Genomic DNA, 26,075 nt, shown 5'->3' with positions numbered 1-26,075 from the left:
TGGTCGCCTCATTCCTCGGATTCGAACTTCGCGAGCAGGTCGTCGTAGAACGCCCGTTCCCCTCCGTTCTCGCCGTTCTGGGCCAGCTTCTCGACGATGAGTTCGGGCGTCGAGCGCGCGAGGTGGTCCTTGCGCGGCGACCGCTCGACCACCAGTTCGCCGTCCGCCAGCCCGACGGCCTCGATGCCGTCGACGGTCACGTCGATGGCACACTCCGCGCGGATCTCGGCGGCGAGGTGCGAGACGAAGACGGCCGTCGAGTCCCCCTCGGCGAGCGCTTCCAGGATGCCGGCGATGATGACCGCGCTCGCGCCCGGTTCCGTGATGGACTCCAGCTCGTCCACGAGGACAAGCCGGCGGTCTCCACCGGTCACGAGGTCGCCGAACTCGCGGAGCGTGGCCTCGAACGCGCCGGCGTCGAGCGTGCCCTGCGATTTGGCCTGGTAGTGGAGCGCCTCGAACCGCTCCAGCTCGGCCGACTCTGCCGGGACGGGCAGGCCCATCTGTCCGAGGATGACGACCAGCCCGACGAGGTCGAGCGTCGAGGTCTTCCCGCCGGAGTTCACCCCCGAGAGGAGCGCCACGCCCGCGACCCCGTAGTCGACGGGTTCGACCGCGTCGAACGGCACGTCCAGCAAGGGCGAGCGCCCGCCCTCGATGGTGAAGCCGTCGCCGTCCTCGACGAACGCCGGCATCGTACAGTCGAAGTCGCGGGTGAAGCGTGCGACCGCCAGCTCGACGTCGAGTTCGAGCGCGTCGTCGACGAGTTCGTTGGCGGGCTCGCGCAGGTCCGCGAGGTCGGCCGCGAGGTCGCGCTTCCTCGCCGTGGCGCGACGGTCGCGCGCGGCGGTCAGCTCCTCGCGGAGCCGCGAGACGGCGCGCTCGTCGTGCTCGACCGGGAACGTGGGTTCGTCGCCGAACGCCCGCCGGGCGAGGTCGGCGTAGTCGTCCAGTCCGAGTGCGTCGACGAGGTGGTCGCGGGCGGCGTCGACGGCCGCGGCGTACTCGTCGGCCAGTTCACGCTCCAGCAGCGAGTCCACGCCCGCGCCGCGCTCGACGAGCGAGAGCAGGTCCGCGCCCTCGACGGTCACGTCCTGGTCCTCGATGGCCTCCCGCAACCGGTCGTTGGCGACGCTCTCGGCCATCGAGACGGCGGCGTCGAGGTCGTCGACGGCGTCGGTCAGCTTCCGGAGTCGCTCGTCGCCGGCGACGGTGCCGTCCTCGTTGAGTTGGGCGAGCGCGTCGTCGAGGCCGTCCGGGTCCAGCGGCGCGTCGAGGTCGGCCGCCCGGGCGACGGCGGCGGCGGCCCGGAGCGGGCCGCGGTTGCGCGCGAAGAACGCCAGCGTCCGCTCGGGGACGATGCTCGCCGGGTCATCCAGCGCCCGCGGCTCGACCCGCACGTCGCCCTCCACCTCGACCCCGGCGAACTGCTCGTCCAGCACGACGACCGTCGAGTAGCCCCGCGCGAGTTCGGCGATGGCGCGGGCATCGTCGACGAGTTCGACGCTCAGCTCCGGGATGGCGTCGCGTGCGGCCGAGTAGGTCTCGGCGTCGCTCGTCGCGAGACAGCGGTCCCGGACCCGCACGTCGCCGGGCTGTTCGAGCGGTTCGACACCCGCCAGCGCCTCCAGCACCTCCGGTTCCGGGTCGCGAGCCATCGCGCGCTCGGTGAACTCCCGCGCTTCGGCGATGCGGGACTCGCTGGCCGACGGGTACAGCGTCTCCAGCCGGCGGGCGGCGTAGTCGGTGACGGCCCGGTCCTGCAGCAGGTCGAGCGCGTCGCGGTACAGCTCCCGGGCGCGGTCGGTCGCGAGGAAGTCGCCGTCGTCGCCGTGGCGATGGCGGATGGCTGCGCGGGCGATGCGGGCGGCACGGCCGTCGCTGATGCCCGGCGCGCGGGCGATGGCGGCCACGTCGCCCGCTTCGAGGGCGGCCTCCGGGTCGTCCAGCTCGGCGAGGCGGTCGGCGGTCTTCTCGCCGACGCCCGGCACCTCGCGTACGTCCATTGGGCGTCGTGGGGAGTGGACGGCCCAAAACGGTAGCGGGTCCGACCGCTCCCGGCTATCCGATGGGAACAGCGAATTATGCCGGAAGTCGAGGTGTAGTCTGATAGTATCTGAATTTAGATACTTGTGGGCGATGCTCGGACGGTGTCTGGGCTATTCGCCACGGGATTGGGCGTCTCCGCCGTCGCTTGCCCGGAGCGCAGGTGCGACCAGCCCGACGAACACCAGCAACATCCCGGCCGTGACGACGTAGGCGCCGAGACTCGCGTCGCCGCCGGGGTCGTTGTACCCGAGGACGGCGTGCTGGAGGTCGTAGAAGCCGCCGTAGAGGACGAGTGCGATACCGAACAGCTGCAGGCGGAGGGCGGTGGCGGACATCGGTTCGCGGTGGGGCCGCCCGTCACTCGTAGCTGACGGAGTCGAACCGTCGCCGCGTCAGGACTCCAGTGCGCGCCCCAGGTCGTCGTCCGCCGAGGAGAGACAGGAGGCCAGGCACTCCTCGGGTTCGTTGTCGATGCGGCTGCTCCAGTCCTGCCACCACTCCCGGTCCAGCGTCCCTGCCAGGGTCCCGTCGACGTACACGCTGACCGCTGACTCCCCGACCTCCGTGTCGATATCCATGCTATCTGGTACCATTGCCCTTGCACACTAAGCCTTCCCGGTCCCGGCAGCCCTCGCGTGGCGGCCCCCACGCCTGGGCGGTGCGTCACACTTGACGGCCCGTTCATTGTGGGGGAAACCAGTAGGGGGTCCGGTACCAACCGACGGGACGTGCAGACGTACGACGCGTACCGGACGGCGCTGGCGGACGTCCCGCTCCCGGCGGCGTTCGTCGACCTCGACGCGCTGGAGGCGAACATCGAGACGGTGCAGAACCGGGCTGCCGGGACCCGTGTCCGGGTCGCCTCGAAGTCCGTGCGGTGTCGCGCGGTCCTGGACCGCGTGACCGACGCGGCCGGCATCCGCGGGCTGATGTGCTACACCGGGCGCGAGGCCGCGCACCTCTACGAGCACGGCTTCGACGACCTGCTGGTGGCCTACCCCGTCCTCGACCGGGCGGAACTGGACCCCGCGGCCGACGCAGTGGCGGCGGGTGCGGACGTGACGCTGATGGTCGACTGCGACGAGCACGTCACACGCGCGGCGGCCGCCGCACGTGACGCCGGCATCGAGTTCGACCTGTGCATCGACGTGGACATGTCGACCGAGCACCTCACCCAGTGGTTCGGGGTGAAGCGCTCCGGCGTGCGTTCGCCCGAGACGGCGCTCGACCTCGCGGCGACCATCGACGCGGCCGAGGGCGTCGACCTGGCGGGCATCATGGGCTACGACGCGCAGATCGCGGGCCTTCCGGACCGGGACCCGTCGAACTCGGCGGCGCTGAACGCCGTCATCCGGCGGCTGAAGGAGCGCTCGAAGCCCATCCTCCGCAAGCGCCGGCAGGACGTGGCCCGCGCGCTCGACGACGAGTACGGCATCCACCTGGTCAACGGCGGCGGCACGGGGAGCGTCGAGTTCACCGTCGCCGACCCGTGGGTGACGGAGGTCACCGTCGGGAGCGGCTTCTACGCCCCCCGGCTGTTCGACTGGTACGACCGCTTCCAGCACGACCCGGCCGCGGGCTACGCCATCGAGGTGACGCGGGAGCCCGACCCCTCTATCTACACCTGTCGCGGCGGCGGCTACGTCGCCAGCGGGCCGCCGGGCGAGGACAAGACGCCCGCGCCCGAACTCCCCGCGGGCGCCGAGTTGCTCGACGAGGAGGGTGCCGGCGAGGTCCAGACGCCCGTCCGCTACGACGGGCCCGTGGAGCTGGACTACGGCGACCCCGTCGTGATGCGCCACGCGAAGGCCGGCGAGCTCTGCCGGTCGTTCCGCGGGCTCCACCTCGTCCGCGGGGACGAGGTTGTCGAGACCGTGCCGACCTACCGAGGTGACGAGACCTGCTTCCTATGACCCGAGACAGCGACGCGACGGACGAGGTGACGCACCGATGATGGAGTGGTCCAACTGGTCCGGCAGCGCGACCTGCCAGCCCTCCTCGGTCCACTACCCGCGGACGCTGGCCGACATCCAGCGTGCGCTCCGGGCGGCCGGCCCCGAGGACACCGTCCGCGTCGTCGGTGCGGGCCACTCCTTCCCGCCGGTCGCCACCAGCGACGACGTCCTGCTCTCGCTGGAGGAGTACACCGGCCTCGTCGACGTGGACCCCGACGCCGGGACCGCCACGGTCCGGGCGGGCACGAGCCTCCACGACCTGAACCGCGCGCTCGCCGAGCACGACCTCGCGATGGAGAACCTGGGCGACATCGACAAGCAGTCCGTCGCCGGCGCGCTCGCTACCGGCACGCACGGGACCGGCGACGAGTTCGGCGTCATCGCGACGACCGTCGAGCGACTGCGTCTCGTCACCGCCGACGGCGGCACGCGTGAACTGACACCCGACGATGGCGATGCGTTCCGCGCGGCCTGTGTCTCGCTCGGCACGCTCGGCGTCGTCACGGAGGTGACGCTGTCGGTGCGACCGGCGTACAAACTCGCGGAACACAACTTCACCGCGCCCATCGACGAGGTGCTCGCGGACGTGGACCGCTACCGCGCCGAGCACGACCACTTCGAGTTCTGGTGGTTCCCGCACACGGGGACGGCGTGGGTGAAGACGCTGAACGAGGTCGACCCGGACACGCCCGACGAGCCCACGCCCGCGTACGAGGAGCGCCTCGAGAACCTCGCGTGGGAGGGCATCTGCCGGCTCGGTACCGCGCTCCCCCGGGCCGCGACGCCGTATCTGAACCGCGCCACCGTCGCGACGTTCGACGAGCACCACGCCGTCGGGCCCTCGCACGAGGTGTACGCGACCGAACGCGACGTGCGCTTCAACGAGAGCGAGTTCGGCGTCCCCGCCGACGACGCCGTCGACGCCTTCCGCGACCTCCGCGAGACCGTCCTCGAGCATCGCGTCCAGTTCCCCGTCGAGTTCCGCACCGTCGCGGGCGACGACCTGCCCATCTCCCCGGCGTACGGCCGCGATTCGGTGTTCCTGGCCTGTCACACCTTCCACCGGAAGCCGTACCGCGAGTTCCTGGAGGACTGCGCCGCGACGCTGGAGCCGTACGACGCGCGCCCGCACTGGGGGAAACATCACTGGTACGGCGCCGACGACTTCGCCGACCTCTACCCGGAGTGGGAGACGTTCCAGCGGGTCCGCCGCGAGTTCGACCCCGAGGGCCAGTTCCTCAACGACCATCTCGCCGACGTGTTCGAGGGGGATGGTGACGCCGTGACCGACTCCACCGTCGCGACCGCGACCGACGACTGACCGGGAACGTGAGTGGGGGACGTGACGAGGATAGCACTCGGGAACACCATTAAGCACGCTCGTCGATGACAACGACCGATGACCGACAATGGGGTGGAGCCGTGACGGACATCGACGCCCTGGACCTGACGCCGGCGGAAGCGGCCACGCTGGAACGGGTCGAAGAGCACCCGGAACGGCTGACCGCGGACAACGCGACGGCGCTGTGGGACCTGCTCGCGGGCAGTGATGAGTCGACCCGGGAGGGAGTGCTGCTGGTGCTGACGCGGGCCGACCTCCCGGTGGACCCGCTGCCCGACATGCTCGAGCACGACGACCACGGTGTTCGGGCCGCGGCGGCGACCGCGCTCGGACACGTCACTCTGGAACCACCCGGTGACGAGGCCGTCGCGGTGGTCGATGGCCTGTACCGGGCGCTATCAGACGACCACCACGAGGTCCGGCAGGCGGCCGCGACCGCTATCGGTCGGTTCGCCGCCGGCACCGACACGGCGTACGGCCCGGATATCGAGGAGCGGCTGGAGGAGCGGCTCGACGGCCGACCTGCACACCCGATAGCTGTGCGCCTCGACGACCGTACGAACGTTGCCGTCGCGGCCGGCTTCGCCGTCTTCCGGACGGGTACCGTCGACCACGACCTGCGGGCGAGCGCACGGGAGCGGCTGCGTGAAGGGCTTGCCGAGCAGGAGCGACCGCTGCTCACGTCTCGCCTGGTCGCGGAACTGGCCGCCAACGGTCCGGTCGTCCATTCGATGATGCGGAAGACGTTCTACGACGATGATGTCGACGGGGACCCCGCTGTCAGCGATCTCGTCCCGGATCTGGTCGAACTGCTCGACCGGCCCGACGGTGACGTGCGACGCCACGCGTGTCGGGCGCTGGGCCACCTGGATTCCACGGCCGCGACGGCCGACCTCGAACGGGTCGCGGAGCGGGACAACCAGGCGGATGTCCGGATTGCCGCCGTGGAGGCGCTCGAGCGCATCCGGGGGACCGAGCGGGCGACTGACGACACTCCACGCCCGTCTTCGGACGAGTGAGCGGTTACTGCCGCCGGTTCGGGTGTGACGGGCGTGCCGACGACAGCACGCCGGGATAGTCCGCGATGATGCCGTCGACACCGAGTGCGGCGAGCCGGTGTGCCTCGTGCCACTCCTGGACGGTCCAGACGTTGACGGCCCAGCCGTGGTCGGCCGCCGCGTCCAGCACCGCGTCACGGGTGTCGGGCACGCCCGCGGCGTCGCCGGTCGGGTCCACGCGCGGGTCGTCCGCGAGGAGCGCCTCCACCGGCGGGTGGATGGCCGCGCAGTCGTGTCGGCGGGCCACGGCGATGCCGTCCGCGACGTTCGTCAGACAGAGCGCGGCCGTCGGGTGGGCACCGCGCTCGCCCGCGACCGCGAGCGCGGCCTCGCAGAACGAGGAGAGGAGCACGCCGGCGCCCGTACAGTCGTCGAGCACGCGCTCGACGAACGGGGCCCAGACCTCGCGCTGGGTGGCGAGCGCGCCGTCGTCCAGTTTCGCCCCGGGACGGATGCCGTGCGTGCCGGGGTTCTTCAGCTCGACGTTGAGCCGGACCTCGCCGGGGCAGGCCTCCACGACCGCCGCCAGCGTCGGCACCGTCTCGCCCGAGCCGAGTACCTCGGCGGCCGTCACCTCCGCGAGCGGCGTCTCCCAGACGACACCCTCGCGGTCGGTGAGCCCCGGGCCGCCGTCGGGGGCGGTCCCGAGGTGGCTGTCGTGGAACACCACCGGCGTCCCGTCGGCGGCCGGCTGGACATCCACCTCGACCATCCCTGTCTCCGGGTGCGCACCGGCCCGCCTGACGGCGTATGAGGTGTTCTGTGGGAGGCTGCCGGCGAATCCCCGGTGGGCGACGAGCGTGGGGCTGGGCATCTACCTGGGCGGGCGGCCCGTGGCCACTTCAACTACAGTGCCCCGTCAGAAGCGCTGGTCGGCCACGTAGACGAGCCCGACGACGGAGGCGGCGACGAGGCAGGTGGCGATGGCCAGTCCCGCCGCCGCGGGCGGAAGCGTGGTCGAGAGCAGGACGTAGATGATCGCCGCGACGAGCATCACGACGGCCCCGAGTCCGAACGCGATGGCCGGGTCGTCGGGGGTCAGCCCGCCGCCGGTCGTCGCCGGGGGCGCGTCGGCTGGTACCGCGGCGTCCGTACCGGCCGCGTTGGATGCCCCCGGCCGCGGGAACTCCCCGTCGTCGATCTCGTCGAGGAGTGTGCTCGGGTCCACGTCGTCGAGGTCGGGGTCGATGCTGGTGCCGCCGGTGTCGCCGTAGTCCGCCTCCATCCGGGACCAGCCCACGGGGACGGAGGCGCTGGCGCCGGTCTCCACGTTCGCGAAGTTGACGGCCGTCGCCGCGTCGACGGGGTCGTCCGCCCCGTCGTCGCGCTCGGGGGCGGGGTCGTTCGGCTCCGATTCCGGCTCCGTTCCAGGTTCCGGTGTGTCGGTCGGCTCCGGGGAGTGGGTCGGCTCGGTCGCGGAGACCGACGCCTCCTCGGTCGCCCACTCCGGGAGGTCGTCGTCATCGAGTGCGTCGAAGTCCACGGTCTCGACGCCCCCGTCGGCCCGTTCTCCCTCGCCGTCGTTGTTCGGCATCCGGATATCCTCGTTGCTCGGTTTCGGTGGCCCACCTTCAATAATCCGTCGGCGCCCCGAACACCCGGTTTCCGGTCCGGAGGCCGGCCATCGACGGTGACGAGGGCTGCCTTTCCGGCGTCCCCCGGGGCCACGGGACCGCCCGACAGCACGCGGATTCATGCCGTATGTAGGGACCGATTTATGACGGCTCCGGGATACGACGACGTATGGCATCCGCACGACTCGCCGACAGGACCGTCCTCATCACGGGGGCGGGGTCGGGTATCGGCCGCGAGACCACCATCCGCTGTGCCGAGGAGGGGGCGAACGTCATCGCTACCGACGTGGACACGAACGGCGGCCAGGAGACCGTCGACATGGTCCGCGAGGCCGACCCCGACGGCATCGTCGAGTTCGAGAAGCTGGACGTGACCAACAAGGAGCGGTTCCAGGAGGTCGCCGACGAGACCGCGGACCAGTACGGGCTGGACTGTGTCGTCAACAACGCCGGCACCGGCCACCCGCCCGCCAACGTCGAGGACGTGAGCGACGGCACGTTCGAGTACGTGATGGACGTGAACCTCCGGGGCGTCTGGAACGGCTGTCACACGACGCTCCCCCACCTGAAGGAGGGCGACGACGACGCGGCCATCGTCAACGTCTCCTCGCTCGCGGGCTTCCTCGGCTTCCCGCAGCAGTCGGTCTACTCGCTGACGAAGGGGGCCGTCCTCAACTTCAGCCGCGCCGTGGCCGCCGAAGCCGGCTACGCCGGCGTCCGCTGTAACGCGGTCTGTCCGGGCTTCACGGATACGCCGCTGGGCCGCCAGTACTTCGAGACGAAGGGCGACCCGGAGAAGGCGATGGAGAAGGCCGCGAAGCAGTACCCGCTGAAGCGCCTGGGCGAACCCAACGAGATCGCCGAGCCCATCCTGTTCCTGCTGAGCGAGGACGCCTCCTGGATCTCCGGGCACGGCCTGGTCGTGGACGGCGGGTTCTCCATCACGTAATCGACGCGTCGGCGGTCGAACCCCTCCGTTTCCGGTCGAACTCATTGTTCGACGCTCACGAGTGTTCAAACCGGAAGCCGCAGCAACGCCGCCGATGAGCGAGCGCGCCCTCGTCGCCTACGAGCGTCCCGACGGTCGGTACACCCTCCACTACGCCCACCGGAGCGACGGCCTCGCCGACTGCCTCGCGCCCGCGACGCCGTTCGGCGGCGCCGACCCCCGCGCCGAGTGGGCCGCCGCCCTCCTGCGCGACCTGCTGACCGCGACGGACCCGCCCGAGTCGGTCCGCGTCCCCGACGATGCGGTCACAGCCGTCGACCCGCGGCCGCTGGCCGTCGCCGTGCCGTGGGGTCGGCTCCCCGGCCACGTCGACTTCGGCGCCCACGAGGCGCTCTACGTCGTCGACCGTGCGTTCGCCGTGGTGGCGTACCTCGCGGTCCCGTTCGACCTCGCGCCTCACGCCGACGCCATCGGTCGGGCGAGCGTCGACCCGGCCCGCGGCGGCGTGCTGGTGCCCGTCGAGGGGTCGCTCGACGCGCTCCGAGAGCGTGCTGCGGGCGCGCGAGAGGCCCTTGGTGCCGCCGTCGACCGCGGGTTCGCGCCCGCAGCGGCCCGGCGGGCGGTGCGCGAGACGGCCGCGCGCTGGGTCGGGCCCGACCGCCTGCTCGTGGCCGAGTGCGCGCCCGGGCGGAGCGACGCCGGTCCCTGACCGCGTCGCGAGCGCACCGGGGCTGCTTGCGACCGTAACGGGGTTGTCCGGGGCGGCGCTACCGACGCGGCAGTGACCGACGAAGCTGCCGACGATGCCGGGGGCGGGGCGGACGAGGAGCCACCGGCGCCGCCGGTGCCCGAGAGCGCGATGGCCGGCCGTGGCGTCGAGACGGTCGTGGCGCCCACGGCCGCGGACGCGCTCGCGGTCTGCGAGCGCGCGCTCGCCCGTGACGCGATGCTGACGGTGTTCGGCCGGTGCAGCGTCGAGTACGAGGGCCGTGCGAGTTCCTCGCTCGGTCCCGGCGACCGTCTGCTCGTCTGCAAGCCCGACGGGAGCGTCCTCGTCCACACGGACGAGGGCCAACAGCCCGTGAACTGGCAGCCGCCCGGCTGTACCGTCGAGCCGTCGCTGGTCGAGGCCGACGGCGACGCGGACGATGGCGACGCGGAGGGGGGCGATTCGGAGGGGGGTGCCGACGATGTCGAGCGCGAGCCGACCCTGCGCGTCCGGAGCGAGCGGACCACGCCGGCCGAGGAGCTGGTGGTGACCTTCGACCGCGTCGCGCAGGTGTCGGCCTACGACGCGGTCGACCCGGAGGACCTCGCGCTGAGGGGGACCGAGGCGGACCTCCGCGAGCGCATCCTCGCGGACCCGGACCTCGTCGAGCCGGGGTTCACGCCGCTCGCGACCGAGCGGCAGACACCAGCGGGCGCGGTCGACGTCTACGGCGAGGACGCCGACGGCCGGACGGTGGTGCTCGAGCTGAAACGCCGGCGTGTGGGCCCGGACGCGGTTGGCCAGCTCTCGCGCTACGTGGACGCGCTGCGACGGGAGCTGCACGAGGATGCCGCGGTTCGGGGGGTGCTGGTCGCGCCCTCCGTGACCGACCGGGCGCGACAACTGCTGGCCGAGGAGGGGCTGGAGTTCGTCTCGCTCGAACCGCCAGATGACTCATGAGTCAGGGGTAATGGACATATCGGGCGTATAGGTGTCTAATATCTCTATTACATTGATAATCGTGGTACTAAAGCACAAATAATGGCTGCGGGAGATAACGACACCTACGAAGCCCTCGCGCTCTCGACCAGCCGCGGCTCGTTGCGCTCCTCGCTCCCTTCGGTCGCTGCGGTGCTCACGGCTTCGCCGTTCGCTCGGGGCGCGTAGCGCCCCGCTGCTTACGTCGCCGGGGCTGGATCGAGAGCGCTCGCCCTTCGATTCCACCAGGACCTCTGTTTCGAGTCGAGTGACGCGCGTGGTGGTTCCAGCGGAGTGCTAGTGTCCCCATACCTCCCCGCGCGAGCGCCGCAGTGTTCCAGCACGCTCGCTTCGCTCGCGGCTTCGACTGTGGGGCGCTCGCGCGCTTCCTGGTCCCGGAACCGGCTAGCCGACCAGTCCACGGGCCGGGAGCGCGTGGCGCAGCGCGGACGCGCAAGCCCGCGCGACCCGGGGAAGGGCAGGGGCGCCGTGAGCCTCGATAGCCGGTATCGGGTGGGACTGAAAGGGGCCGGCCGCCTCGACCCTGCCCGGACGACGCAAGCACTGGACCGAGCGGCGAGCCTGCGAGCCGTGAGGGAAGCGCGCAGCGAGGCCCGGCAGGTCGAGCGGCCGGGGGCTTTCTGGGCTGTCCGGTCGTGGTGTGGTGCGGTCTCGTTCTGGTCGATATAGCCGTCTCCCTGCCAACTGCCAACGCCGTCTCGCCAGCCCCATCCCGGCAGCCATAACACCCGTCCGCGACTCCCCTCCACCGATGCGACTGGAGGACTACTGGGGCGTCGGGCCGAAGACGGCCGCCCTGTTGCGCGAGGAACTGGGCGAGCAACGCGCCATCGAGGCCATCGAGTCCGTGGACTCGCGCACCCTCGCCGAGGCGGGGCTCTCGCGGGGTCGCGCGACCCGAATCCTCCGCCGGGCCGCGGGCGGCGAGGGGCTGGACCTGCTCGCGACGCGTGACTCCCGGTCCGTCTATCGGGACCTCGTGGCGCTCATCGAGGAGTACGCCGTCACCGAGAGCGCCGCCGACCGCGTCCGGGTGCTGACGCCGCTCGCGAACCGCGAGGCCATCGCCGACCGCCTCGCGGAGACGATGACCGCCGTCGAGTCCTGGCGGGCGCTCGACGAGGACACGCGTGAGGCCGTCCTCGACGCGTTCGACGACCACGCCGGCGCCGGCGAGGTCGACGCCGCCGAGACCGCGCTCGCGCTGCTCGATGCGGGCGTCTCCGAGGGCGTGTTCGCGCCGCTGGCCGAACTCGACCGCGACGCGCTGGCCGACGCGACGCGGGCGCTCCGGGCGCTGGGCCACGGCTCCGACGCCGAAGCGAGCGGCACCGGCCGGCGCGTCGCCCGTGGCGCCGACGACGAACTCGACTCGCTCCGCGACGCGCTCGGGCGCGCGGAGGACATGCGTGCGGACGCCGACGCGGTCCTCGAGGCGGTCCGCGAGGAGGCCCGCGACGCCAGCGAGTTCCGCGGGGCGCTCCGCCGGCACGTCGTCCGCGAGGCCGACGTGGACGACGCGATCGTCCAGGCGGCGCTACCCGACGATGCGACGGCGGCCGACACCTTCGTCATGGAGTCGTTGCGCGCGCTCGTCGCGGAACTGCGCGAGCGCGTGGACGAGCGCGAACGCGAGGTGCGCGAGCGCCTCGAACGCGACCTCGAAGCCGGGCGCGAGGCCGTCGACACCGCCGTCGCGGCCGTCGACGACGTGGCGCTGGATGTCTCGCTCGCCCGGTTCGCGGTGGCGTTCGACCTCCGGGAACCCGAGCTGACCGAGGGTGAGACGGAGACGACCCTCGCGGTCGAGGGGGCGCGCAACCTCGACCTCGTGGCGGCCGACGTCGACGTCCAGCCCGTCGACTACGGGCTGGGGCCGCACACGCTCGACATCGACGCGCCGACCGAGGACCGCGTGGCGGTCCTCACCGGCGCCAACTCCGGCGGGAAGACGACGCTGCTGGAGACGCTCGCGGGCGTCGCCCTGCTCGCGCACATGGGCCTGCCCGTCCCCGCCGAGCGCGCGCAGGTGACCGTGGTCGACCGCCTCGTCTTCCACCGTCGGCACGCCTCGTTCAACGCCGGCGTCCTCGAGTCGACGCTCCGCTCCGTCGTGCCCCCCGTGACCCAGGAGGGCCGCACCCTGCTCCTGGTCGACGAGTTCGAGGCCATCACCGAACCCGGAAGTGCGGCCGACCTCCTCCACGGCCTGCTGACGCTCGCCGTCGAAAGAGGGGCGCTGGGCGTGTTCGTGACCCACCTCGCCGAGGACCTGGAACCGTTGCCGACGCCCGCGCGCACGGACGGTATCTTCGCCGAGGGGCTGACGACGGATCTGGAACTGGAGGTCGACTACCAGCCCCGCTTCGGGACGCTCGGGCGCTCGACGCCGGAGTTCATCGTCAGTCGGCTGGTGGCCGAGGCCGGCGACCCCGTCGAGCGTCAGGGCTTCGAGACGCTGGCGGCCGCCGTCGGCCAGCAAGCCGTCCAGCGGACGCTCGCGGATGCCGAGTGGAGCGAAGGGGCGGAGTAGTCCCGGTCGGCCGCGACCCTCCGGACTCAAACGGCTCTTTGAGTTTACAGAAAGCCGTTGGAAAGGGCCCCCCTTGGTCAGACCACGATGAGTGTCCACGCGAGTGCGGATGCGGAAGCGGAAGCGGAATCGGACGCCGACCGCCTGGAACGCTACCTCCGGCAGCGCGCCGCGGACGGTGAGTTCTACTGCAAGAGCAAGTTCATCGCCGACGACGTCGACATGTCGGCCTCGCAGATCGGGAACCTGATGCCGGACCTCGATGAGACCGCCGAGGGCCTGACTGTCGAGCGCTGGGCGTACACGAACGCGACGACGTGGCGGGTCGCCCTCGAATCCGGGGTCGAGGCGAGCGCCGACGCCGGCCAGGCCTCCGCCGACTGACGCCGCCTCGGCCGATACGGCTCACTGCCGGAGCCAGTTCCGCTCGGCCTACCGCCGGAGCCAGTCCACGATGGCGGGTTTGTTCTCCTGGACGACGGAGACGTGGCCGTAGTCGGGGTAGAAGTGCGCCTCCGCGGTCGGAACGTGTCGTTCCAGGTACCGCCCCGCGTCGACCGGAACCAGCCGGTCCGCCCGGCCGTACCAGAGCCCGACGGGCACGTCGATGGTTCCGAGGTCGAAGCCCCAGTCCGTCGCGTACAGGTGCAGGTCCGTCACGAGATGCTCGTTCCCGTGCCCCTGCCGGGCGGCGACGGCGGTCGCGATGAGTAGCTCGCCGGCCTCGCTGCGCCAGTAGTCCGCGTCGTACTCCGCGGCGGTGGCCGCGCGTCGCTCGATGAGCTTCTCGGGGGCGTACCGTTCCGCGAGTTCCTCCGCGCGCAGGTATGCCCGGATGACCCCGGGCGCGTACCTCGCGACGGTGAACGGGCCGCGCGCCGCCGGCGAGACGGCCTGCATCGGCCCGACGCCACAGCCCACCGCCACGCGGGGCGTCCGCTCGGGTATCTCGGACGCGCACGCCAGCGCGTACGGGCCGCCGCCGGAGACGCCGAGCACCGGCGCCGACTCGATGCCGAGGTGGTCCATGAGCGCGGTCACGTCGGCGGGCCAGTCGGTCAGCCGCCGGCCGGGGTCCGGGTCCGAGATGCCGAAGCCGGGGCGCTCGGGGGCGATGATACGGAGGCCGCGCTCGCGCCCGATAGCGTCGAACGCGGCCGCGAACGTCCGGCAGTTGGGCCAGCCGTGGAAGAGGAGCCCCGGCTCCCCGTCGGGGTCGCCAGCCTCGGCGTAGCCCAGGTCACGCCCGTCCGGCAACTCGATGGTTCGCGGGTTCTCGAATATCTCGCGCCCGACCGCCAGCGGGCCCTCGGTCGCGCCGTCGAAGAACGGCGGGACGGCGTCGCGCCCCTCGCGGAAGCGCCGTACCGTGTCGGTGAGTCCTGTCACGGTATCGCTGTCGCGGGGCGTCGTCGTAACGCTTGCTCCGGGTGGCGACCGGCACTACCGCGGGTCGAGTGGGTCCCGGAGCCGCCAGCTGTCGGCCGTCGGGTCCAGGTTCGAGGGTTCGGCGCCGCGCTCGGCCAGCAGCCCCGCGTGGTACAGCATCGCCTTCAGCTGGAAGACGGTCGGCGAGTGATACACCGACCCGTCGTGGAGCGCGCGCTCCCGCAGGTCGCCGTCGGTCGTCAGCACGCGCTCGCGGGCGTCGTCGCTCCCGCGGACGAACAGCTCGATGGTGAACGTCGGGTGGTGTTCGTGGAGCCACCCCACGAGGTCGACCAGCGTCGGGTCACCGACGCCGTCGGTGTGCATCGTCTGGAGCTCCGTGATCAGCAACTCGGTCGCAGGGTAGTCGTAGACGACGCGTCGGGCGAGCTGGCCCCACGCCGGGTCGAGGTCACAGAAGCGCCGCCCGGAGCCCTGCCAGTCCTCGAACCGCTCCAGCGTGGCCGCCGTCGACCCCTCGTGGCGGGTCGCGAAGCGGACGACCTCGTGACCGAGCCCGGTGAGCCCGGGGCCGCGCGGCGTCTCCTCGATGAGTCCCAGGAACGCCGCTCCTCGCCGCGCGTCGGCGACGGCCCCGACGACGTGCTCGTCGACCAGCGCCGCGGTGTCGCCGTCGGCGTGGACCGCGACGGCGTAGCCGAGGTAGTTCTTCGGGTGGTTCAGTCCGAACGAGCGGTCGGTGACCCCCTGCGCGCTCGCCTGGAAGCGGATGGCGCCGACCTCCGTGGTCGTCCGGTTCCCGACGACGCGGGCGGGCTCCAGCGGCTCGACGGCGCCCTCCGGCTCGACCGCGAGGACGCCGACGTTGAGGTCGCGTGCGAGCGTCCGGTTCGTGTTCGTCACCGCCTCGGCGGGCGCAGCCACGAACGCGACGTTCGCCTCGCCCAGCCGGTCGTGGGCCTGCACGATACCGCGCTCGACGTCGACGGTCCCACCGGCGTACCCCTTCGCCTCCACGGCGACGAGCGGTGGGTCACCGAAGCGGTCGACCGAGAGCAGGTCGGTATCCAGCGTCCGGACGCCGACGAGGTCCGGGTAGCCCGAGCCGACGCGAACGTGGTTGAACGGCGCAAGCGCCTCACGGACCTCCGCGGGGACCGGCCGGTCCTCCAGCCAGCGGTCGGTGGCGAACTGCGTGTCGGCCACCGCGTAGCCGTCCTCGCCGTCGTCGGGGAACAGACGCCGCTTCGTGTGCGCGAGCACCTGGGGCTCGGGGAGTGCGGTCGGCACGAGCTGGCTCTCTCGGGCGGGCGCTATGTCAGTTGTGCCGCGGCGGTGGGCCTATGCCACAGCCCACGGAACGCGCCGCCATGGTCAGCGACACGCCCGGCATCCACCACGTCACGGCGATGGTCGGGGACGCACAGGCGAACCTCGATTTCCATGTCGGGGTCCTTGGGCTGCGGCTGGTCAAGCGGACCGTCAACCACGAGGACGTCCTCCGCTACCACCTCTACTACGGCAACGGGACCGGCGACCTCGGGACCGTCTACACCTGCTTCCCGTATCCGGAGGAGCCGCCCGGGCGCCGCGGCGTCCCGCAGTGGGCTGCCGTCTCGTTCGCCGTCCCCGAGGGGTCGCTCGACTTCTGGGCCGACCGCCTCGCCGACCACTCCGTCGAGACCGAGCGCCGCCAGCGGTTCGGCGGTGAATCGTTGCTCCGGTTCGAGGACCCCGCGGGCACCCGGCTGGAACTCGTCGCCGCCGACTCGGCCGTCGAGCCGTGGCGCGAGGGGCCCGTCCCCGCGGACGTTGCGATCCGGGGCATCCACGGGGCGACCGCGCTCCCGGCCGACCCGTTCCGGACCGCCAGCGTGCTGGAGACGCTCGGCCTCGACCACGTCGGGCAGGACGGCGACCGTGTGCGCTACCGCGCTGGCGGCGACCACGGGACCGTTCTCGACCTGCTGGACCGCGGCGCCGGCTCGGGGTCGGCGACGGAGCACGAGCGCGAGTCCGTCTCCGGCTTCGGCCGCGAGGGGCCGGGTACGGTCCACCACGTCGCCGTCCGGGTGCCCGACGACGACCTCATGGACTGGCACGACCTGTTCCGCGAGCGCGGCGTGCAGGTCTCGCGGGTCCGGGACCGCCACTACTACCGCTCCGTCTACGTCCGGCCCGGCGGTGGCGTCCTCGTCGAACTCGCCTCCGAGAAGCCGGGCTTCACCGTCGACGAGGCGGTCGACAGCCTCGGCGAGTCGCTCGTCCTCCCGCCGTGGGCCGAGGACGACCGCGAGATGGTCGAGGGGCAACTGCCGCCGGTCGAGGTGCCCGCCGTCGAGGACTGGCGATGACCGGCGCCGGGGGCGACGGCCGGACCGACCCGACGGCCGACGTTCCGGGCCCGCACGGCGGCTGCCGGGTCGTGGCCGCGGGCGCCCCCCGTGGCGCGGCCGAGGCCGCCGTCGTCGCGCTCCACGGCCGCGGCGCGACCGCGCAGGGCGTCGTCAACCTCCTCGAACCCGTCCACCGCCACGGGGTCACCGTCCTCGCGCCCGACGCCGAGCGGAGTCGCTGGTTGCCCCACGCCGCCGATGCGCCCCACGAGCGGAACGAGCCACACCTGTCGTCGGCGCTCGCGGTCGTCGAGGCCGTCGTTGCGGACGCCGTCGACCGGCTCGGCCTCGACCGCGAGCACGTCGTCCTGCTGGGGTTCTCGCAGGGTGCCGGCATCGCGGCCGAGTACGCCGCTCGGAACCCGGCCCCCTCGCCCGTGGTCGTCCTCAGCGGGTCGCTGCTGGGTCCCGACATCGACCCCGAGCGGTACGTGGGCGACGACACGGCCGACTGCGCGGGTGCGCCCGTCCTCCTCGGCGTCGGCGCCGACGACCCGTACGTCCCCGTCGCGCGGGTGCGAGCGACCGGCGATGTGTTCCGGGCGCTGGGTGCCGACGTGACCGAACGCGTCTCCGAGGGTGTCGGCCACGAGGTGACCGACGACGAGTTCGCGTGGGTGGACGCGCTGCTGGCGCGGCTGGTCGAGGCGTGACCCCACCGGCTGCTGTCTGTCCGTACGCCGGCTGGCCGAAGACCTATGTCGGGGTGTTCCGCAGCCTGCCCCATGAGCCACCACTCCGACGACCGCACGGCGACGGAGGCGTTCGAGACGCTGGCGGACGCGACGCGGCTCGACATCCTCCGCGAGCTCGGACGGGCCGAGCCCCACGGCGCGCCGACCTCGCTCTCCTTCTCGGAGCTCCGGGCCCGTGTCGGCGTCCGGGACAGTAGCCGGTTCAACTACCACCTCCAGAAGCTCGGCGACACCTTCGTCGGCCGGTTCGAGGAGGACGACGAGCGCGAGGGCTACTACCTCACCTACCCCGGCTACACCATCTACCGGCTGCTCGTCCGTGGGGTCTTCGCCGGGAGTCCGCCCGTCGAGGCCCGGACCGAGGAGTGGGACTGTCCCGAGTGCGGGTCGGCGCTCACGGTCGCCAGCCGCGGTGACGGCGTGACCGACGTGGACTGCCCGGCGTGTGGGGCGGACTACCTCCACTACGAGTTCCCGCCGCACGGTGCCGCCGACCGGAGCGACGACGCCGACGCCCTCCTCCGGGCGGTCGACGCGTGGGCGCGGAGCCAGCTCCTCCTGTTCGACCGTGGGGTCTGCCCGTGGTGTGGCGGCCGCGTCGACAGCCATCTCACGACCGACCCGGACAGCCTCCCGCACGACGTGGACGAGGACGCGCCCGCGTTCGTCCGGTACGTCTGCGGGGGGTGTGGCGGCGGCCCCTCCGTCGAGGTGGACTACACCGTCCTCGACCACCCGGCACTCGTCGCGTTCTGCCACGACCACTCCGTCGATGTCCGCGAAGAGCCCATCTGGTACGTCGTCGACCGCCTCGACGTGGCTGTCGAGGTGGGGGACGAGGCCCCCGACGGGCCGGTGGCGGCGGTGTCGATGACCACCAGTGGGGAGCGCCTCCGCCTCCGGGTCGACGCGGACGCGCGTGTCGGCGACGCCGAGCGAGGCCCGGTCTGACGGGTGCGCCGCTGCCCGCCGCTGCCGTTCAACCGTTCGTCGGTGTCGTCGACTCGACCCGGGTGGTCAGCTCGTCCGGTACGAGCCGGTGGAACTCGAACGCCACCTCCGACGGCGGCCGCTCGAACACGTCGTGCAGTGGGATGTGGACCCGCCGAAGCCCCTCCATCGCGTCCGTCCCGATTCCCTTCTCGTCGGTCGGCTCCAGCCGTCCAGACGCCACCACGCTGCGGTAGCGGTCCGTCTCCCCGTGGGTGACGAACGTCACCGCCCGCCCCGCGAGGTCGGATTTCTCGCCGCCCGGCCCGACGGCCAGCCGGAAGTAGAACGTCTCCTCGGCCGCGTCGTAGCCGTACGACACCGGGACGGCGTACGGTGGCTCGTCCCTCGCGCGTGCGTAGGAGATGACGCCCGTTCCGCCGGTGCCGAGGAACGCGTCGCGCTCGTCCTCATCCATGGTTACGCTCTCCGTGTCGTCCATGCGCCGTGCTAGGGGCCCACAGACCAAATACCGTGTGTCCCTTCCCGGACTCCGGGATACCGGTTCGTCTCACGTCCGCGTGACTGACGGTCGCGGACGACGGCCGGTCGAGGCCCGTGCCTTGCGGGCTGCCGGTGAGCCCGGACTCACCTTGTCGCTCGACAGGTCAGCTATCATTGCTGTCCGCGGCGAACGCTCTCACATGGGTGATACAGGATGGATCGGGCGACACCGGCAGGTGTGATGCGGCCGCCGGACCGCTCGCGGTGGCCATGCCGGGTGAGTACGCCCTGACCGAGCGCGGCCGGTCGCTCCGGCCGACGCTTCCGAGACGACGCGGGTCCACATGTAGGTAACCGAGGCACGACCCTCTCGCACATGCGATACGAACTCGCCACCGCCGTGATTCTCGCCCTCGTCGTAGCCATGAGTGGGTCGTTCGCGGTGGCGGGGACCGGGACTGGCAACGACGACCCCGGTGCGTTCGAGGACCTGCTGAGCGTCGGGATGACGCAGGTCGAGGTGTCGGAGGCGGACCGGGTCGGGGCCGTCATCCCGCGAGCACAGGTGTACTACGCCCGCTTCGAGTTCGGCGTCGGCTACTACGGCGTCGAGAGCCTCGTCGCGCGGCTCCAGCGCCCGGGCCACGAGGACCGTTACGGGCGGCCGCTGGTCGTCTACGTCTCCGACTTCGCCGGCGAGGGGGCGAACCGCACCGCGGAGGGCTACCTGACGACGGACGCGCTCGGGGAGCCGGACTGGGTCCGGGCCGAGGACGCCCACTTCGTGGTCGGGAGCGAGGCCCGGCTTCCCGCCGGCCCGACCGTGGTGCCGTTCTCCTCGCGGGCGGACGCCGAGCGGTTCACCGAGCGGTTCGGCGGCCGGATCGAGCGGTGGGAGACCGTCCGAGAGCTGCCGGTCGCGGACGACGGCCGGTCACCGGCGGCGTGGCGGGAGACGGTGCGCCAGCGGGCGGCGTGGGCCGATGGGACGGTGACCGCGACCGACCCGCTGCTGGACCGGCCCGTCGCGGCCACGGTCGACCCGGGTGAGTCCGTCGCCGCGGCGGTCCAGCGAGCACCGCCGAACACGACCGTCCGGCTCCGGCCGGGCGTCCACCGGGTCCGGAACCTCACCGTCCGGAAGCCGCTGACCCTCCGCGGTGCCGGGTCAGAAACCGTCCTGCTCGGTGATGGCAACGGGACCGTCGTCGAGTTCCGGGCGCCCAGCTCGGCCATCTCCTCGCTCCGGGTCGCGGGCGTCGGTGACCGACAGGTGGGCAACCTCTCCCGGGCCGAGAACTGGAGCGAGCGCATCCGACTCGCGTACGCCGTCGCCGACGCTGGGGTCCGGTTCGTCGATGCGAACGGGTCGCTGGCCCACGATATCGGTGTCCGGACGCCCGCCAACGGCATCGTCTTCATCGAGAGCGACGGCAGCGTCGCCCGCGAGGTCCGGGTCGTCGGCGACACCCCGTGGTCGGCGGGGTTCATGGACCTGCTCGCGTTCCGGTCGCGGGTCGTGGTTCAGGACTCGCAGTTCCAGGGCGGTCGGGACGCCGTCTACACCCACCGGGCCGACGGCCTCGTGGTCCGGAACAACACGATGGAGGGGGTCCGGTTCGGCGTCCACGAGATGTACACCTCGAACGCGCTGGTCCGGGACAACGACGTCCGGAACACCGCCATCGGGGTCGTGGTGATGACCCGGCCGACGGGGAACGCCATCGTCGGGAACGCCGTCCGCGACAGCGCCGGCGGCGTGAGCGTGGCCGGCAGCCGCTCGTACGTCGCCGACAACGTGCTGTTCGACAACCGCTACGGCGTCCAGACGACGAGTTCGGGCAGCTACTACGTCGGCAACCTGCTGGCGCGCAACGAGGACGGCGCCCGGACGGGGACGCTCCTCCCGACCAACCGCGTCACCCGGAACGACTTCGTCGACAACGGGGAGCACGCCCGTGACCGCTCGATGGGGTCGCTCCAGGTCTGGACGGTCGACGGCGTCGGCAACTACTGGACGGGCGCGCCCGGCTACGACCGCGACGGTGACGGCGCCCTCGACCGCGCGTTCCGCCCGACCGGGCCGGTGGACGGCCCCGCCGCCCGGACGACCGGTGGGCCGGCGCTGGCCCGCTCGCCCGCGGTGGCCCTCGTCCGGGCCATGCGGACCAGCGTCCCCGGCTTCCGGCGCGCGGGCGTGCTCGACACCGCGCCGCTGACCGCTCCCGCTGGCACGGACCCGGCGTCACGGCTCGCCCGGGCCCGCGAGCGGACCGAACCGCTCCCGGACCCGCTGGTTGCGCCCGTCCCGGCGAACGCGGGGAACACGACGGTCGGCACGACCAGTCTGACGACCGACACGGCGGCTACGACACGGAGGACGAACCCATGACGGACACGACCCAGCCGGGCGCGGCGGCCGCGGACGGCAAAAAGATGATGACGAACGGAGCGACGGCCCGGAGCGACGGCCACCGGTCGCCGCCCGACGCCGGCGAGCCGGTGCTGACCCTCGAGGGAGTCGAGCGGGGGTTCGGCGACCTGACGGTTGTCGACGGGGTGTCGACGCGCCTCCGGGCGGGGCAGGTGGCCGCGCTCGTCGGGCCGAACGGCTCCGGGAAGACGACCCTGCTCCGGGTCATCGCGGGGCTACTCCCGGCCGACGCGGGCGAAGTGTCGGTCGCCGCGGAGGGGCCACGCGCGGTCGGATACCTCCCGCAGGCGCCCCGGTTCCGGTCCCGGCTCACGGTCACGGAGACGCTATCGTTCTACGCCGACCTGGTGGAGGGGGGCGTGAGCGTCGACGAGGCGCTCGAGCGGGTCGGGCTGGCGGAGCTCCGCGACCGCCGCATCGAGGCGCTCTCGGGCGGGATGGTCCGGCTCGTGGGGCTCGCGCAGGCGCTGCTCGGCGACCCTGCCCTGCTCGTGCTGGACGAGCCCACGAGTAGCCTCGACCCCGCGATGACCGAGTACATCTACGACGTCATCGCCGACCTCGCCGCCGATGAGGGAACGGCCGTACTGCTCTCGACGCACGACCTCGACGTCTCGCGGGTCGCCGACCGGGTGCTCCTGCTGAACCGGGGGCGACTGGTCGTCGACGACACACCCGAGGCGGTCTGTGCCGCCCGCGACGCCGAGACGCTCACGGATGCGTTCCTCGCCGAGGTGGGCCGGGGCCGGACCGTCCAGCCCGGGTCCGGGACCGTCCAGGATGAGGAAGCCGGCGACGACACCGCGGCCGCCAACGGGGGTGATGCGTGATGGCGCCGTCAGTCGACCGCACGGCGTTGCGGGCCGTCGTCCGCCGTGAGCTACGGACCCTGACCCGCACGCGCGTCCACCTGCTGCTGGCCGGCGGGTTCGTGCTGGCGGTGGTGGGGCTGGTCTGGGTGAGCGGGAGCACCGGCTTCGTCCCGACCGTACTGTCGCTGCTGACGCCGCTGGAGGTCCTGCTCCCGCTGTTGACCGCCGCGTTCGTCTCCCGGGCGGTGCTGGGCGACCGGGAGCGCGGCGAGCTGGCACTGGTCCGGACCTACCCGGCCAGGGTCCGGACCTACGTCGCCGGCGTCTACCTCGGCCGGGTGACCGCGCTGCTCGGCGCCGTGCTGGTGCCGTTGCTGGTCGTGCTGGTGATGGTGGCGCTCGGCAGCGTCGAATCGACGTTCCTGGTCCAGCACAGCGGTCTCGACTCGCCGGTCCTGTTCGTCCGGTTCGTCGTCCTGACGGCGCTGTTCACGGCGGTGCTGACGGCCATCTTCACTGCGCTCTCGGCGGTCGTCCGGGTCGTCCGCCGAGGGGTCGCGGTCGCGGTCGCGGTGGTGGTCCTCCTCGTCGTCGGACTGGACCTCCTCATCATCGCCGGGCTGGCGACCGACCTGTTGCCCGAGTCCGCGCTCCCGGTCGTGTTGACGCTCACCCCGAACGGAGCCTACCGGAGCCTCGTGCTGGAGACCGTCGTCGCGCCGGTCGTCACCTCGCCGGTCAGCGCCGGTGCCCCCCTCCCGGCGGTGCTGGCGCTGCTGGCCTGGGGAATCGGCTCCCTCGTCGTGGCGACGCTCGCGATCACCGGCATCGACTGACCCATCAACCCATGACTCGAGACATCACGGACACGACGGACGCACCGACCCCGACAGATACCACCCGGACGGACGCATCGAATCGAGAACCGCATCGCGGGACTCACGTCCCGCCGCCGCTCTCTCGGCGGGCGGTGCTGCGGGCTAGCGGCGCCGCCGCGGTCGCCGGCCTGGCCGGGTGCTCGTCGCTCACGGGCCAGGACTGCACCCACGAGACGGACCCGGCGGCCATCGCACTCTCCGGGACGAAACGCTGTGACGAGTGTGGGATGGTCATCGAGCGCCACCCCGGCCCGGTCGGGCAGATATTCTACTGCGACAACGAGCCCGAGAACCACGCGAACCCCGCGTGGTTCGACGCGCTGAACCCCTGCCTGTTCGACTACCACTTCGCGAAGGACGACGCGGGCTGGTCGCCGACGGCCATCTACGTCACCGACTACTCCGCCGTCGACTGGGAGGTGTTCAGCGAGGGTGGCGACCAGTTCGTCTCCTCGCACGTCGCGGCCGAGGCGTTCGGGCCGGCCCGCGAGATGACCTACGTCGCCCGTAGCGACATCAAGGGAGCCATGACGACAGCCATCGTCCCGTTCTCCGACTCGGCCGACGCGGAGGCGTTCCAGTCGGAGTACGGTGGTGAGCTGCTGGCGTTCGAGGACATCACGCCCGCGCTCGTCCGTGGATAGGCGATTCGTCGTGCGCCAACCGACGAGCCATGGGGTCGGCTCACCAACACCCGACGGAGGCGATTCCTGATGACGACCGCGGGGGACGGGACCGCCGGCCGGCGGCGGTGTGACTGGTGTGGCGAGCCCATCGGCCGGAGCGAACCGGTGACGGAGCTACGCGCGCTCGCCGACGGCCCGGGAGATGGCGTGCTGCCGGGTCCGGTGGCCGATGCCCGCGTCCACGCGACGGTGTGCCCGGACTGCTACGCGGCCGCGTTCGACGACCCGGGGTTCGAGCCGGTGGCGGTCGAGCGGGCGGCTGACCGGCGGCTGGTCCTGCTCGCGGACCCAGCGCAGGTCGGCCCGGTGGACTGTCGCTACGCGGCGGCGCCGGCAGCCGACCGGTCGCCCCCGTCTGACGGGCCTCCGGCTCACAGCGTCTCCGAGAGGTAGTACTCGACGAGCTGTGCCTCCGCCCGGCGGAGTCGGTACGAGGCCGTCGAGCGCGGCAGGTCGAGCCGGTCGGCCACCGCGTCCAGCGTCGTCTCGCTCGGTGTCTCGTAGTAGCCCATCTCGGCCGCCGTCGCCAGCACCTCGTGCTGGTCCGGCGGGATGGTCAGCGAGGTGAACATGTCCGCCGCCCAGCCGCTCGCGGCGTCGAGGTGGCCGAACTCGAACGTCAGCCCGTCGCGGAGCGCCGCGCTCAGGGCGTCGTACAGCAGCCCGACCTTCTCGTCGTCGCGCATCAGCAGTTGCCAGCGCTGTTCGCTCCCCTGCCGGGCCAGGCGGAACAGGACGCCGCCGGGGAGATACCGGGTCGCCAGCCGCGGGACCGTCTCACAGCGCGTGATGTCTGACAGATACGTGTAGACGACCCGGTGGCCGGGACCCGCGTCGAGCAGGTCGACGTAGTGCTCCCCGTCGCACGGCCGGCCGCTGATGGACTCCCCGCCCGCCGCGAGCAGCCGGTCCTCGATGCGGTCGAGCGCTGCGCTCGGGCCGACGACGCGTTCCAGCCGCCACGACTGCTCGCCGTCGAGCGAGCAGAGGAACGCCTCCGAGCGCGCCCCTGGCGCCTGCATGAAGGCGTCCATCACCCGGTCGACCCCTGGCTCGAAGTGGAGGGAGAAGGCGAACTCTCGCACGGCCACGTCTTGTCGTGCGACAACCTTAAGCTCACTCTGGTGCCTGGTCCGGCGGCAGCGCTCCGGAATCCGGCATGTGTTTCCGGATCTCTGTCATAGGACAACTCCATCGGGTCAGCGCCCACCGTGTTCCCGGAACCAGACACGCTCGCCGACCGGCTCGTCGGCCGCGAGCCGGCGGCAGACGAGGTCGCGGACCGCGACCGTCACCACGAGTTCGACCGGCTCGGTGCTGTCCGGGTTGGTGCCCCTCTCGTCACCGTCCGGCCGGACCGTGAAGACCGCGTGGCCGTCACGCTCGGAGAGGTCCGTGACGGTCCCGAGCCACCAGTTCTCGGGGTCGTGGGGCAGCCGTGCGTGGACGCGGTCGTGGGCCATACGCGCCGTTGGCGCCCCGATAGCACGGGCGTTCCGGTCGGGCGGTGACGGCCGCCCCGTCACGTGTCGCCTCCACGACAGCCACGACCGCCTCGGCCGGCTTCAGTCCCGGCACCTCGTTCGTCGCATGGCCGACCGTAGGATGCCCTCATAGGACGCCCTCGCAAACGTCCCGTGCGCGCGCTCTCCCGTGTATGTCCGTGTCTGAGTGAAAGCGGCGGTTGAGCTACCCATGGCTTGATACCCTCGGCGGTGGCCCTCACGGATATGGGAGACGGAGATACCCTGCTCAACGCGGTCATCGGCGCCCTCGTCACGGTGGTCCTCTCGTTCACCGGCTTCTCGCCGCTACTGGGTGGTGGTGTGGCCGGCTATCTCCAGCGCGGTGACCGGAGCGAGGGAGCCCGTGTCGGCGCGCTCTCGGGCGCCATCGCCACCGTCCCGTTCGTCCTCCTCCTCATGTTCGTGGTGGGCATCTTCGGCCTGTTCCTGGCGGGCGGCGGGCTCACGGAGGCCGGGCTCGGGCTCGCCTTCGGCGTGGTGGTGTTCGTCTTCGCACTGGCCTGGAACGTCGCTCTCGGGGCGATCGGCGGCTACCTGGGCGTCTACGTCCTTGCGGAGTTCGAGGACGGTCGCGCCGATGCGACCCGCTGAACGGCCGGGGGACGTGACCTCACGGCCGGATGTACAGGTTCGGTCACTGGTGTACGTCGCGCGAGC

Annotated in this window: 28 protein-coding genes; 18 read left to right on the top strand and 10 right to left on the bottom strand. The window is 72.1% G+C overall.

Annotated elements, in window-relative coordinates; all coding sequences use genetic code 11:
* Positions 1-8: 8 nt before the first annotated feature.
* The 3 genes from NL114_RS06395 to NL114_RS06385 form a co-directional block, all read right to left on the bottom strand.
* The gene (locus NL114_RS06395; protein WP_254823961.1) at positions 9-2,006 is read right to left on the bottom strand and encodes a MutS-related protein; all 1,998 of its coding nucleotides are present in this window, start codon (positions 2,004-2,006) and stop codon (positions 9-11) included.
* Positions 2,007-2,159: 153 nt separating this feature from the next.
* Positions 2,160-2,384: a hypothetical protein gene (locus NL114_RS06390; protein WP_254823960.1), complete on the bottom strand. Its 225-nt coding sequence runs from the start codon at positions 2,382-2,384 to the stop codon at positions 2,160-2,162.
* Between the two features lie 57 nt (positions 2,385-2,441).
* Positions 2,442-2,627 (bottom strand): hypothetical protein, encoded by a 186-nt coding sequence (locus NL114_RS06385; protein ID WP_254823959.1) that lies wholly within the window; start codon positions 2,625-2,627, stop codon positions 2,442-2,444.
* Between the two features lie 150 nt (positions 2,628-2,777).
* Between NL114_RS06385 and NL114_RS06380 the strand changes: the two genes are divergently transcribed.
* The 3 genes from NL114_RS06380 (at position 2,778) to NL114_RS06370 (ending at position 6,365) form a co-directional block, all read left to right on the top strand.
* Entirely contained in the window at positions 2,778-3,962 is a 1,185-nt protein-coding gene (locus tag NL114_RS06380; RefSeq protein ID WP_254823958.1) for an alanine racemase, read from the top strand.
* A 37-nt stretch (positions 3,963-3,999) separates the two neighbouring features.
* The gene (locus tag NL114_RS06375; protein ID WP_254823957.1) at positions 4,000-5,325 is read left to right on the top strand and encodes a D-arabinono-1,4-lactone oxidase; all 1,326 of its coding nucleotides are present in this window, start codon (positions 4,000-4,002) and stop codon (positions 5,323-5,325) included.
* 101 nt (positions 5,326-5,426) lie between these two features.
* Positions 5,427-6,365: a HEAT repeat domain-containing protein gene (locus tag NL114_RS06370; RefSeq protein ID WP_254823956.1), complete on the top strand. Its 939-nt coding sequence runs from the start codon at positions 5,427-5,429 to the stop codon at positions 6,363-6,365.
* Positions 6,366-6,369: 4 nt separating this feature from the next.
* Here the strand turns inward: NL114_RS06370 and NL114_RS06365 are convergent, their stop codons facing one another.
* Both NL114_RS06365 and NL114_RS06360 read right to left on the bottom strand, forming a co-directional pair.
* Positions 6,370-7,218, bottom strand: a complete 849-nt coding sequence (locus NL114_RS06365; protein ID WP_254823955.1) for a glycerophosphodiester phosphodiesterase — start codon at positions 7,216-7,218, stop codon at positions 6,370-6,372.
* Between the two features lie 45 nt (positions 7,219-7,263).
* Positions 7,264-7,938 (bottom strand): ICP22 family protein, encoded by a 675-nt coding sequence (locus tag NL114_RS06360; protein WP_254823954.1) that lies wholly within the window; start codon positions 7,936-7,938, stop codon positions 7,264-7,266.
* A gap of 209 nt (positions 7,939-8,147) precedes the next feature.
* Between NL114_RS06360 and NL114_RS06355 the strand changes: the two genes are divergently transcribed.
* The 6 genes from NL114_RS06355 to NL114_RS06335 all read left to right on the top strand — a co-directional run bounded on the left by NL114_RS06355 (position 8,148) and on the right by NL114_RS06335 (position 13,552).
* Positions 8,148-8,927: an SDR family NAD(P)-dependent oxidoreductase gene (locus NL114_RS06355; protein ID WP_254823953.1), complete on the top strand. Its 780-nt coding sequence runs from the start codon at positions 8,148-8,150 to the stop codon at positions 8,925-8,927.
* Between the two features lie 94 nt (positions 8,928-9,021).
* Positions 9,022-9,636, top strand: coding sequence for a DUF6735 family protein (locus NL114_RS06350; RefSeq protein ID WP_254823952.1), 615 nt, complete (start codon positions 9,022-9,024; stop codon positions 9,634-9,636).
* Between the two features lie 150 nt (positions 9,637-9,786).
* On the top strand, positions 9,787-10,596 hold the full coding sequence (nucS, locus tag NL114_RS06345) for an endonuclease NucS (protein ID WP_254824684.1): 810 nt from the start codon (positions 9,787-9,789) through the stop codon (positions 10,594-10,596).
* An 81-nt stretch (positions 10,597-10,677) separates the two neighbouring features.
* Entirely contained in the window at positions 10,678-10,803 is a 126-nt protein-coding gene (locus tag NL114_RS21600; protein ID WP_286671100.1) for a hypothetical protein, read from the top strand.
* 583 nt (positions 10,804-11,386) lie between these two features.
* Entirely contained in the window at positions 11,387-13,168 is a 1,782-nt protein-coding gene (locus tag NL114_RS06340; protein WP_254823951.1) for a MutS-related protein, read from the top strand.
* Positions 13,169-13,255: 87 nt separating this feature from the next.
* Entirely contained in the window at positions 13,256-13,552 is a 297-nt protein-coding gene (locus tag NL114_RS06335) for a DUF7123 family protein (RefSeq protein WP_254823950.1), read from the top strand.
* 48 nt (positions 13,553-13,600) lie between these two features.
* Here NL114_RS06335 and NL114_RS06330 read toward each other — a convergent pair whose 3' ends face one another.
* A complete protein-coding gene (locus NL114_RS06330) occupies positions 13,601-14,557 on the bottom strand; it encodes an alpha/beta fold hydrolase (protein ID WP_254823949.1) in 957 nt (318 codons plus the stop codon).
* Between the two features lie 54 nt (positions 14,558-14,611).
* Positions 14,612-15,847 (bottom strand): hypothetical protein, encoded by a 1,236-nt coding sequence (locus tag NL114_RS06325; RefSeq protein ID WP_254823948.1) that lies wholly within the window; start codon positions 15,845-15,847, stop codon positions 14,612-14,614.
* An 80-nt stretch (positions 15,848-15,927) separates the two neighbouring features.
* Between NL114_RS06325 and NL114_RS06320 the strand changes: the two genes are divergently transcribed.
* The 3 genes from NL114_RS06320 to NL114_RS06310 all read left to right on the top strand — a co-directional run bounded on the left by NL114_RS06320 (position 15,928) and on the right by NL114_RS06310 (position 18,599).
* Positions 15,928-16,911, top strand: a complete 984-nt coding sequence (locus tag NL114_RS06320; protein WP_254823947.1) for a VOC family protein — start codon at positions 15,928-15,930, stop codon at positions 16,909-16,911.
* Positions 16,908-17,606 (top strand): alpha/beta hydrolase, encoded by a 699-nt coding sequence (locus NL114_RS06315; protein ID WP_254823946.1) that lies wholly within the window; start codon positions 16,908-16,910, stop codon positions 17,604-17,606. The genes NL114_RS06320 and NL114_RS06315 overlap by 4 nt, the downstream gene beginning before the upstream one ends.
* 72 nt (positions 17,607-17,678) lie before the next feature.
* Entirely contained in the window at positions 17,679-18,599 is a 921-nt protein-coding gene (locus tag NL114_RS06310) for a winged helix-turn-helix domain-containing protein (protein WP_254823945.1), read from the top strand.
* 28 nt (positions 18,600-18,627) lie between these two features.
* Here the strand turns inward: NL114_RS06310 and NL114_RS06305 are convergent, their stop codons facing one another.
* Complete coding sequence (locus NL114_RS06305; RefSeq protein ID WP_254823944.1) at positions 18,628-19,080, bottom strand: pyridoxamine 5'-phosphate oxidase family protein; 453 nt, start codon at positions 19,078-19,080, stop codon at positions 18,628-18,630.
* 378 nt (positions 19,081-19,458) lie between these two features.
* Between NL114_RS06305 and NL114_RS06300 the strand changes: the two genes are divergently transcribed.
* From NL114_RS06300 to NL114_RS06280, 5 genes are all read left to right on the top strand, one after another.
* The gene (locus tag NL114_RS06300; protein WP_254823943.1) at positions 19,459-21,474 is read left to right on the top strand and encodes a NosD domain-containing protein; all 2,016 of its coding nucleotides are present in this window, start codon (positions 19,459-19,461) and stop codon (positions 21,472-21,474) included.
* The gene (locus NL114_RS06295) at positions 21,471-22,346 is read left to right on the top strand and encodes an ABC transporter ATP-binding protein (protein ID WP_254823942.1); all 876 of its coding nucleotides are present in this window, start codon (positions 21,471-21,473) and stop codon (positions 22,344-22,346) included. Before NL114_RS06300 ends, NL114_RS06295 begins: the two co-directional genes overlap by 4 nt.
* Positions 22,346-23,164 carry an ABC transporter permease gene (locus tag NL114_RS06290; protein WP_254823941.1) on the top strand — a complete coding sequence of 273 codons (819 nt, stop codon included), beginning with the start codon at positions 22,346-22,348 and terminating at the stop codon, positions 23,162-23,164. Before NL114_RS06295 ends, NL114_RS06290 begins: the two co-directional genes overlap by 1 nt.
* An 11-nt stretch (positions 23,165-23,175) precedes the next feature.
* The gene (locus tag NL114_RS06285) at positions 23,176-23,850 is read left to right on the top strand and encodes a nitrous oxide reductase accessory protein NosL (RefSeq protein ID WP_254823940.1); all 675 of its coding nucleotides are present in this window, start codon (positions 23,176-23,178) and stop codon (positions 23,848-23,850) included.
* A gap of 69 nt (positions 23,851-23,919) precedes the next feature.
* Positions 23,920-24,285 (top strand): hypothetical protein, encoded by a 366-nt coding sequence (locus NL114_RS06280; protein ID WP_254823939.1) that lies wholly within the window; start codon positions 23,920-23,922, stop codon positions 24,283-24,285.
* Here the strand turns inward: NL114_RS06280 and NL114_RS06275 are convergent.
* Both NL114_RS06275 and NL114_RS06270 read right to left on the bottom strand, forming a co-directional pair.
* Positions 24,264-24,977: a helix-turn-helix domain-containing protein gene (locus NL114_RS06275; protein ID WP_254823938.1), complete on the bottom strand. Its 714-nt coding sequence runs from the start codon at positions 24,975-24,977 to the stop codon at positions 24,264-24,266. The two genes, NL114_RS06280 and NL114_RS06275, sit on opposite strands and share 22 nt — an antisense overlap.
* A 114-nt stretch (positions 24,978-25,091) precedes the next feature.
* Positions 25,092-25,355 carry a DUF7861 family protein gene (locus NL114_RS06270; RefSeq protein ID WP_254823937.1) on the bottom strand — a complete coding sequence of 88 codons (264 nt, stop codon included), beginning with the start codon at positions 25,353-25,355 and terminating at the stop codon, positions 25,092-25,094.
* Positions 25,356-25,622: 267 nt separating this feature from the next.
* Between NL114_RS06270 and NL114_RS06265 the strand changes: the two genes are divergently transcribed.
* Positions 25,623-26,009 (top strand): DUF5518 domain-containing protein, encoded by a 387-nt coding sequence (locus NL114_RS06265; protein WP_254823936.1) that lies wholly within the window; start codon positions 25,623-25,625, stop codon positions 26,007-26,009.
* Positions 26,010-26,075 lie beyond the last annotated feature (66 nt).

This window comes from Haloglomus halophilum (assembly GCF_024298885.1).
In the GTDB taxonomy this organism is placed as follows: domain Archaea; phylum Halobacteriota; class Halobacteria; order Halobacteriales; family Haloarculaceae; genus Haloglomus; species Haloglomus halophilum.
Note: the sequence above shows the minus strand (reverse complement) of the source record. Positions and strands in the feature narration are given on the sequence as shown.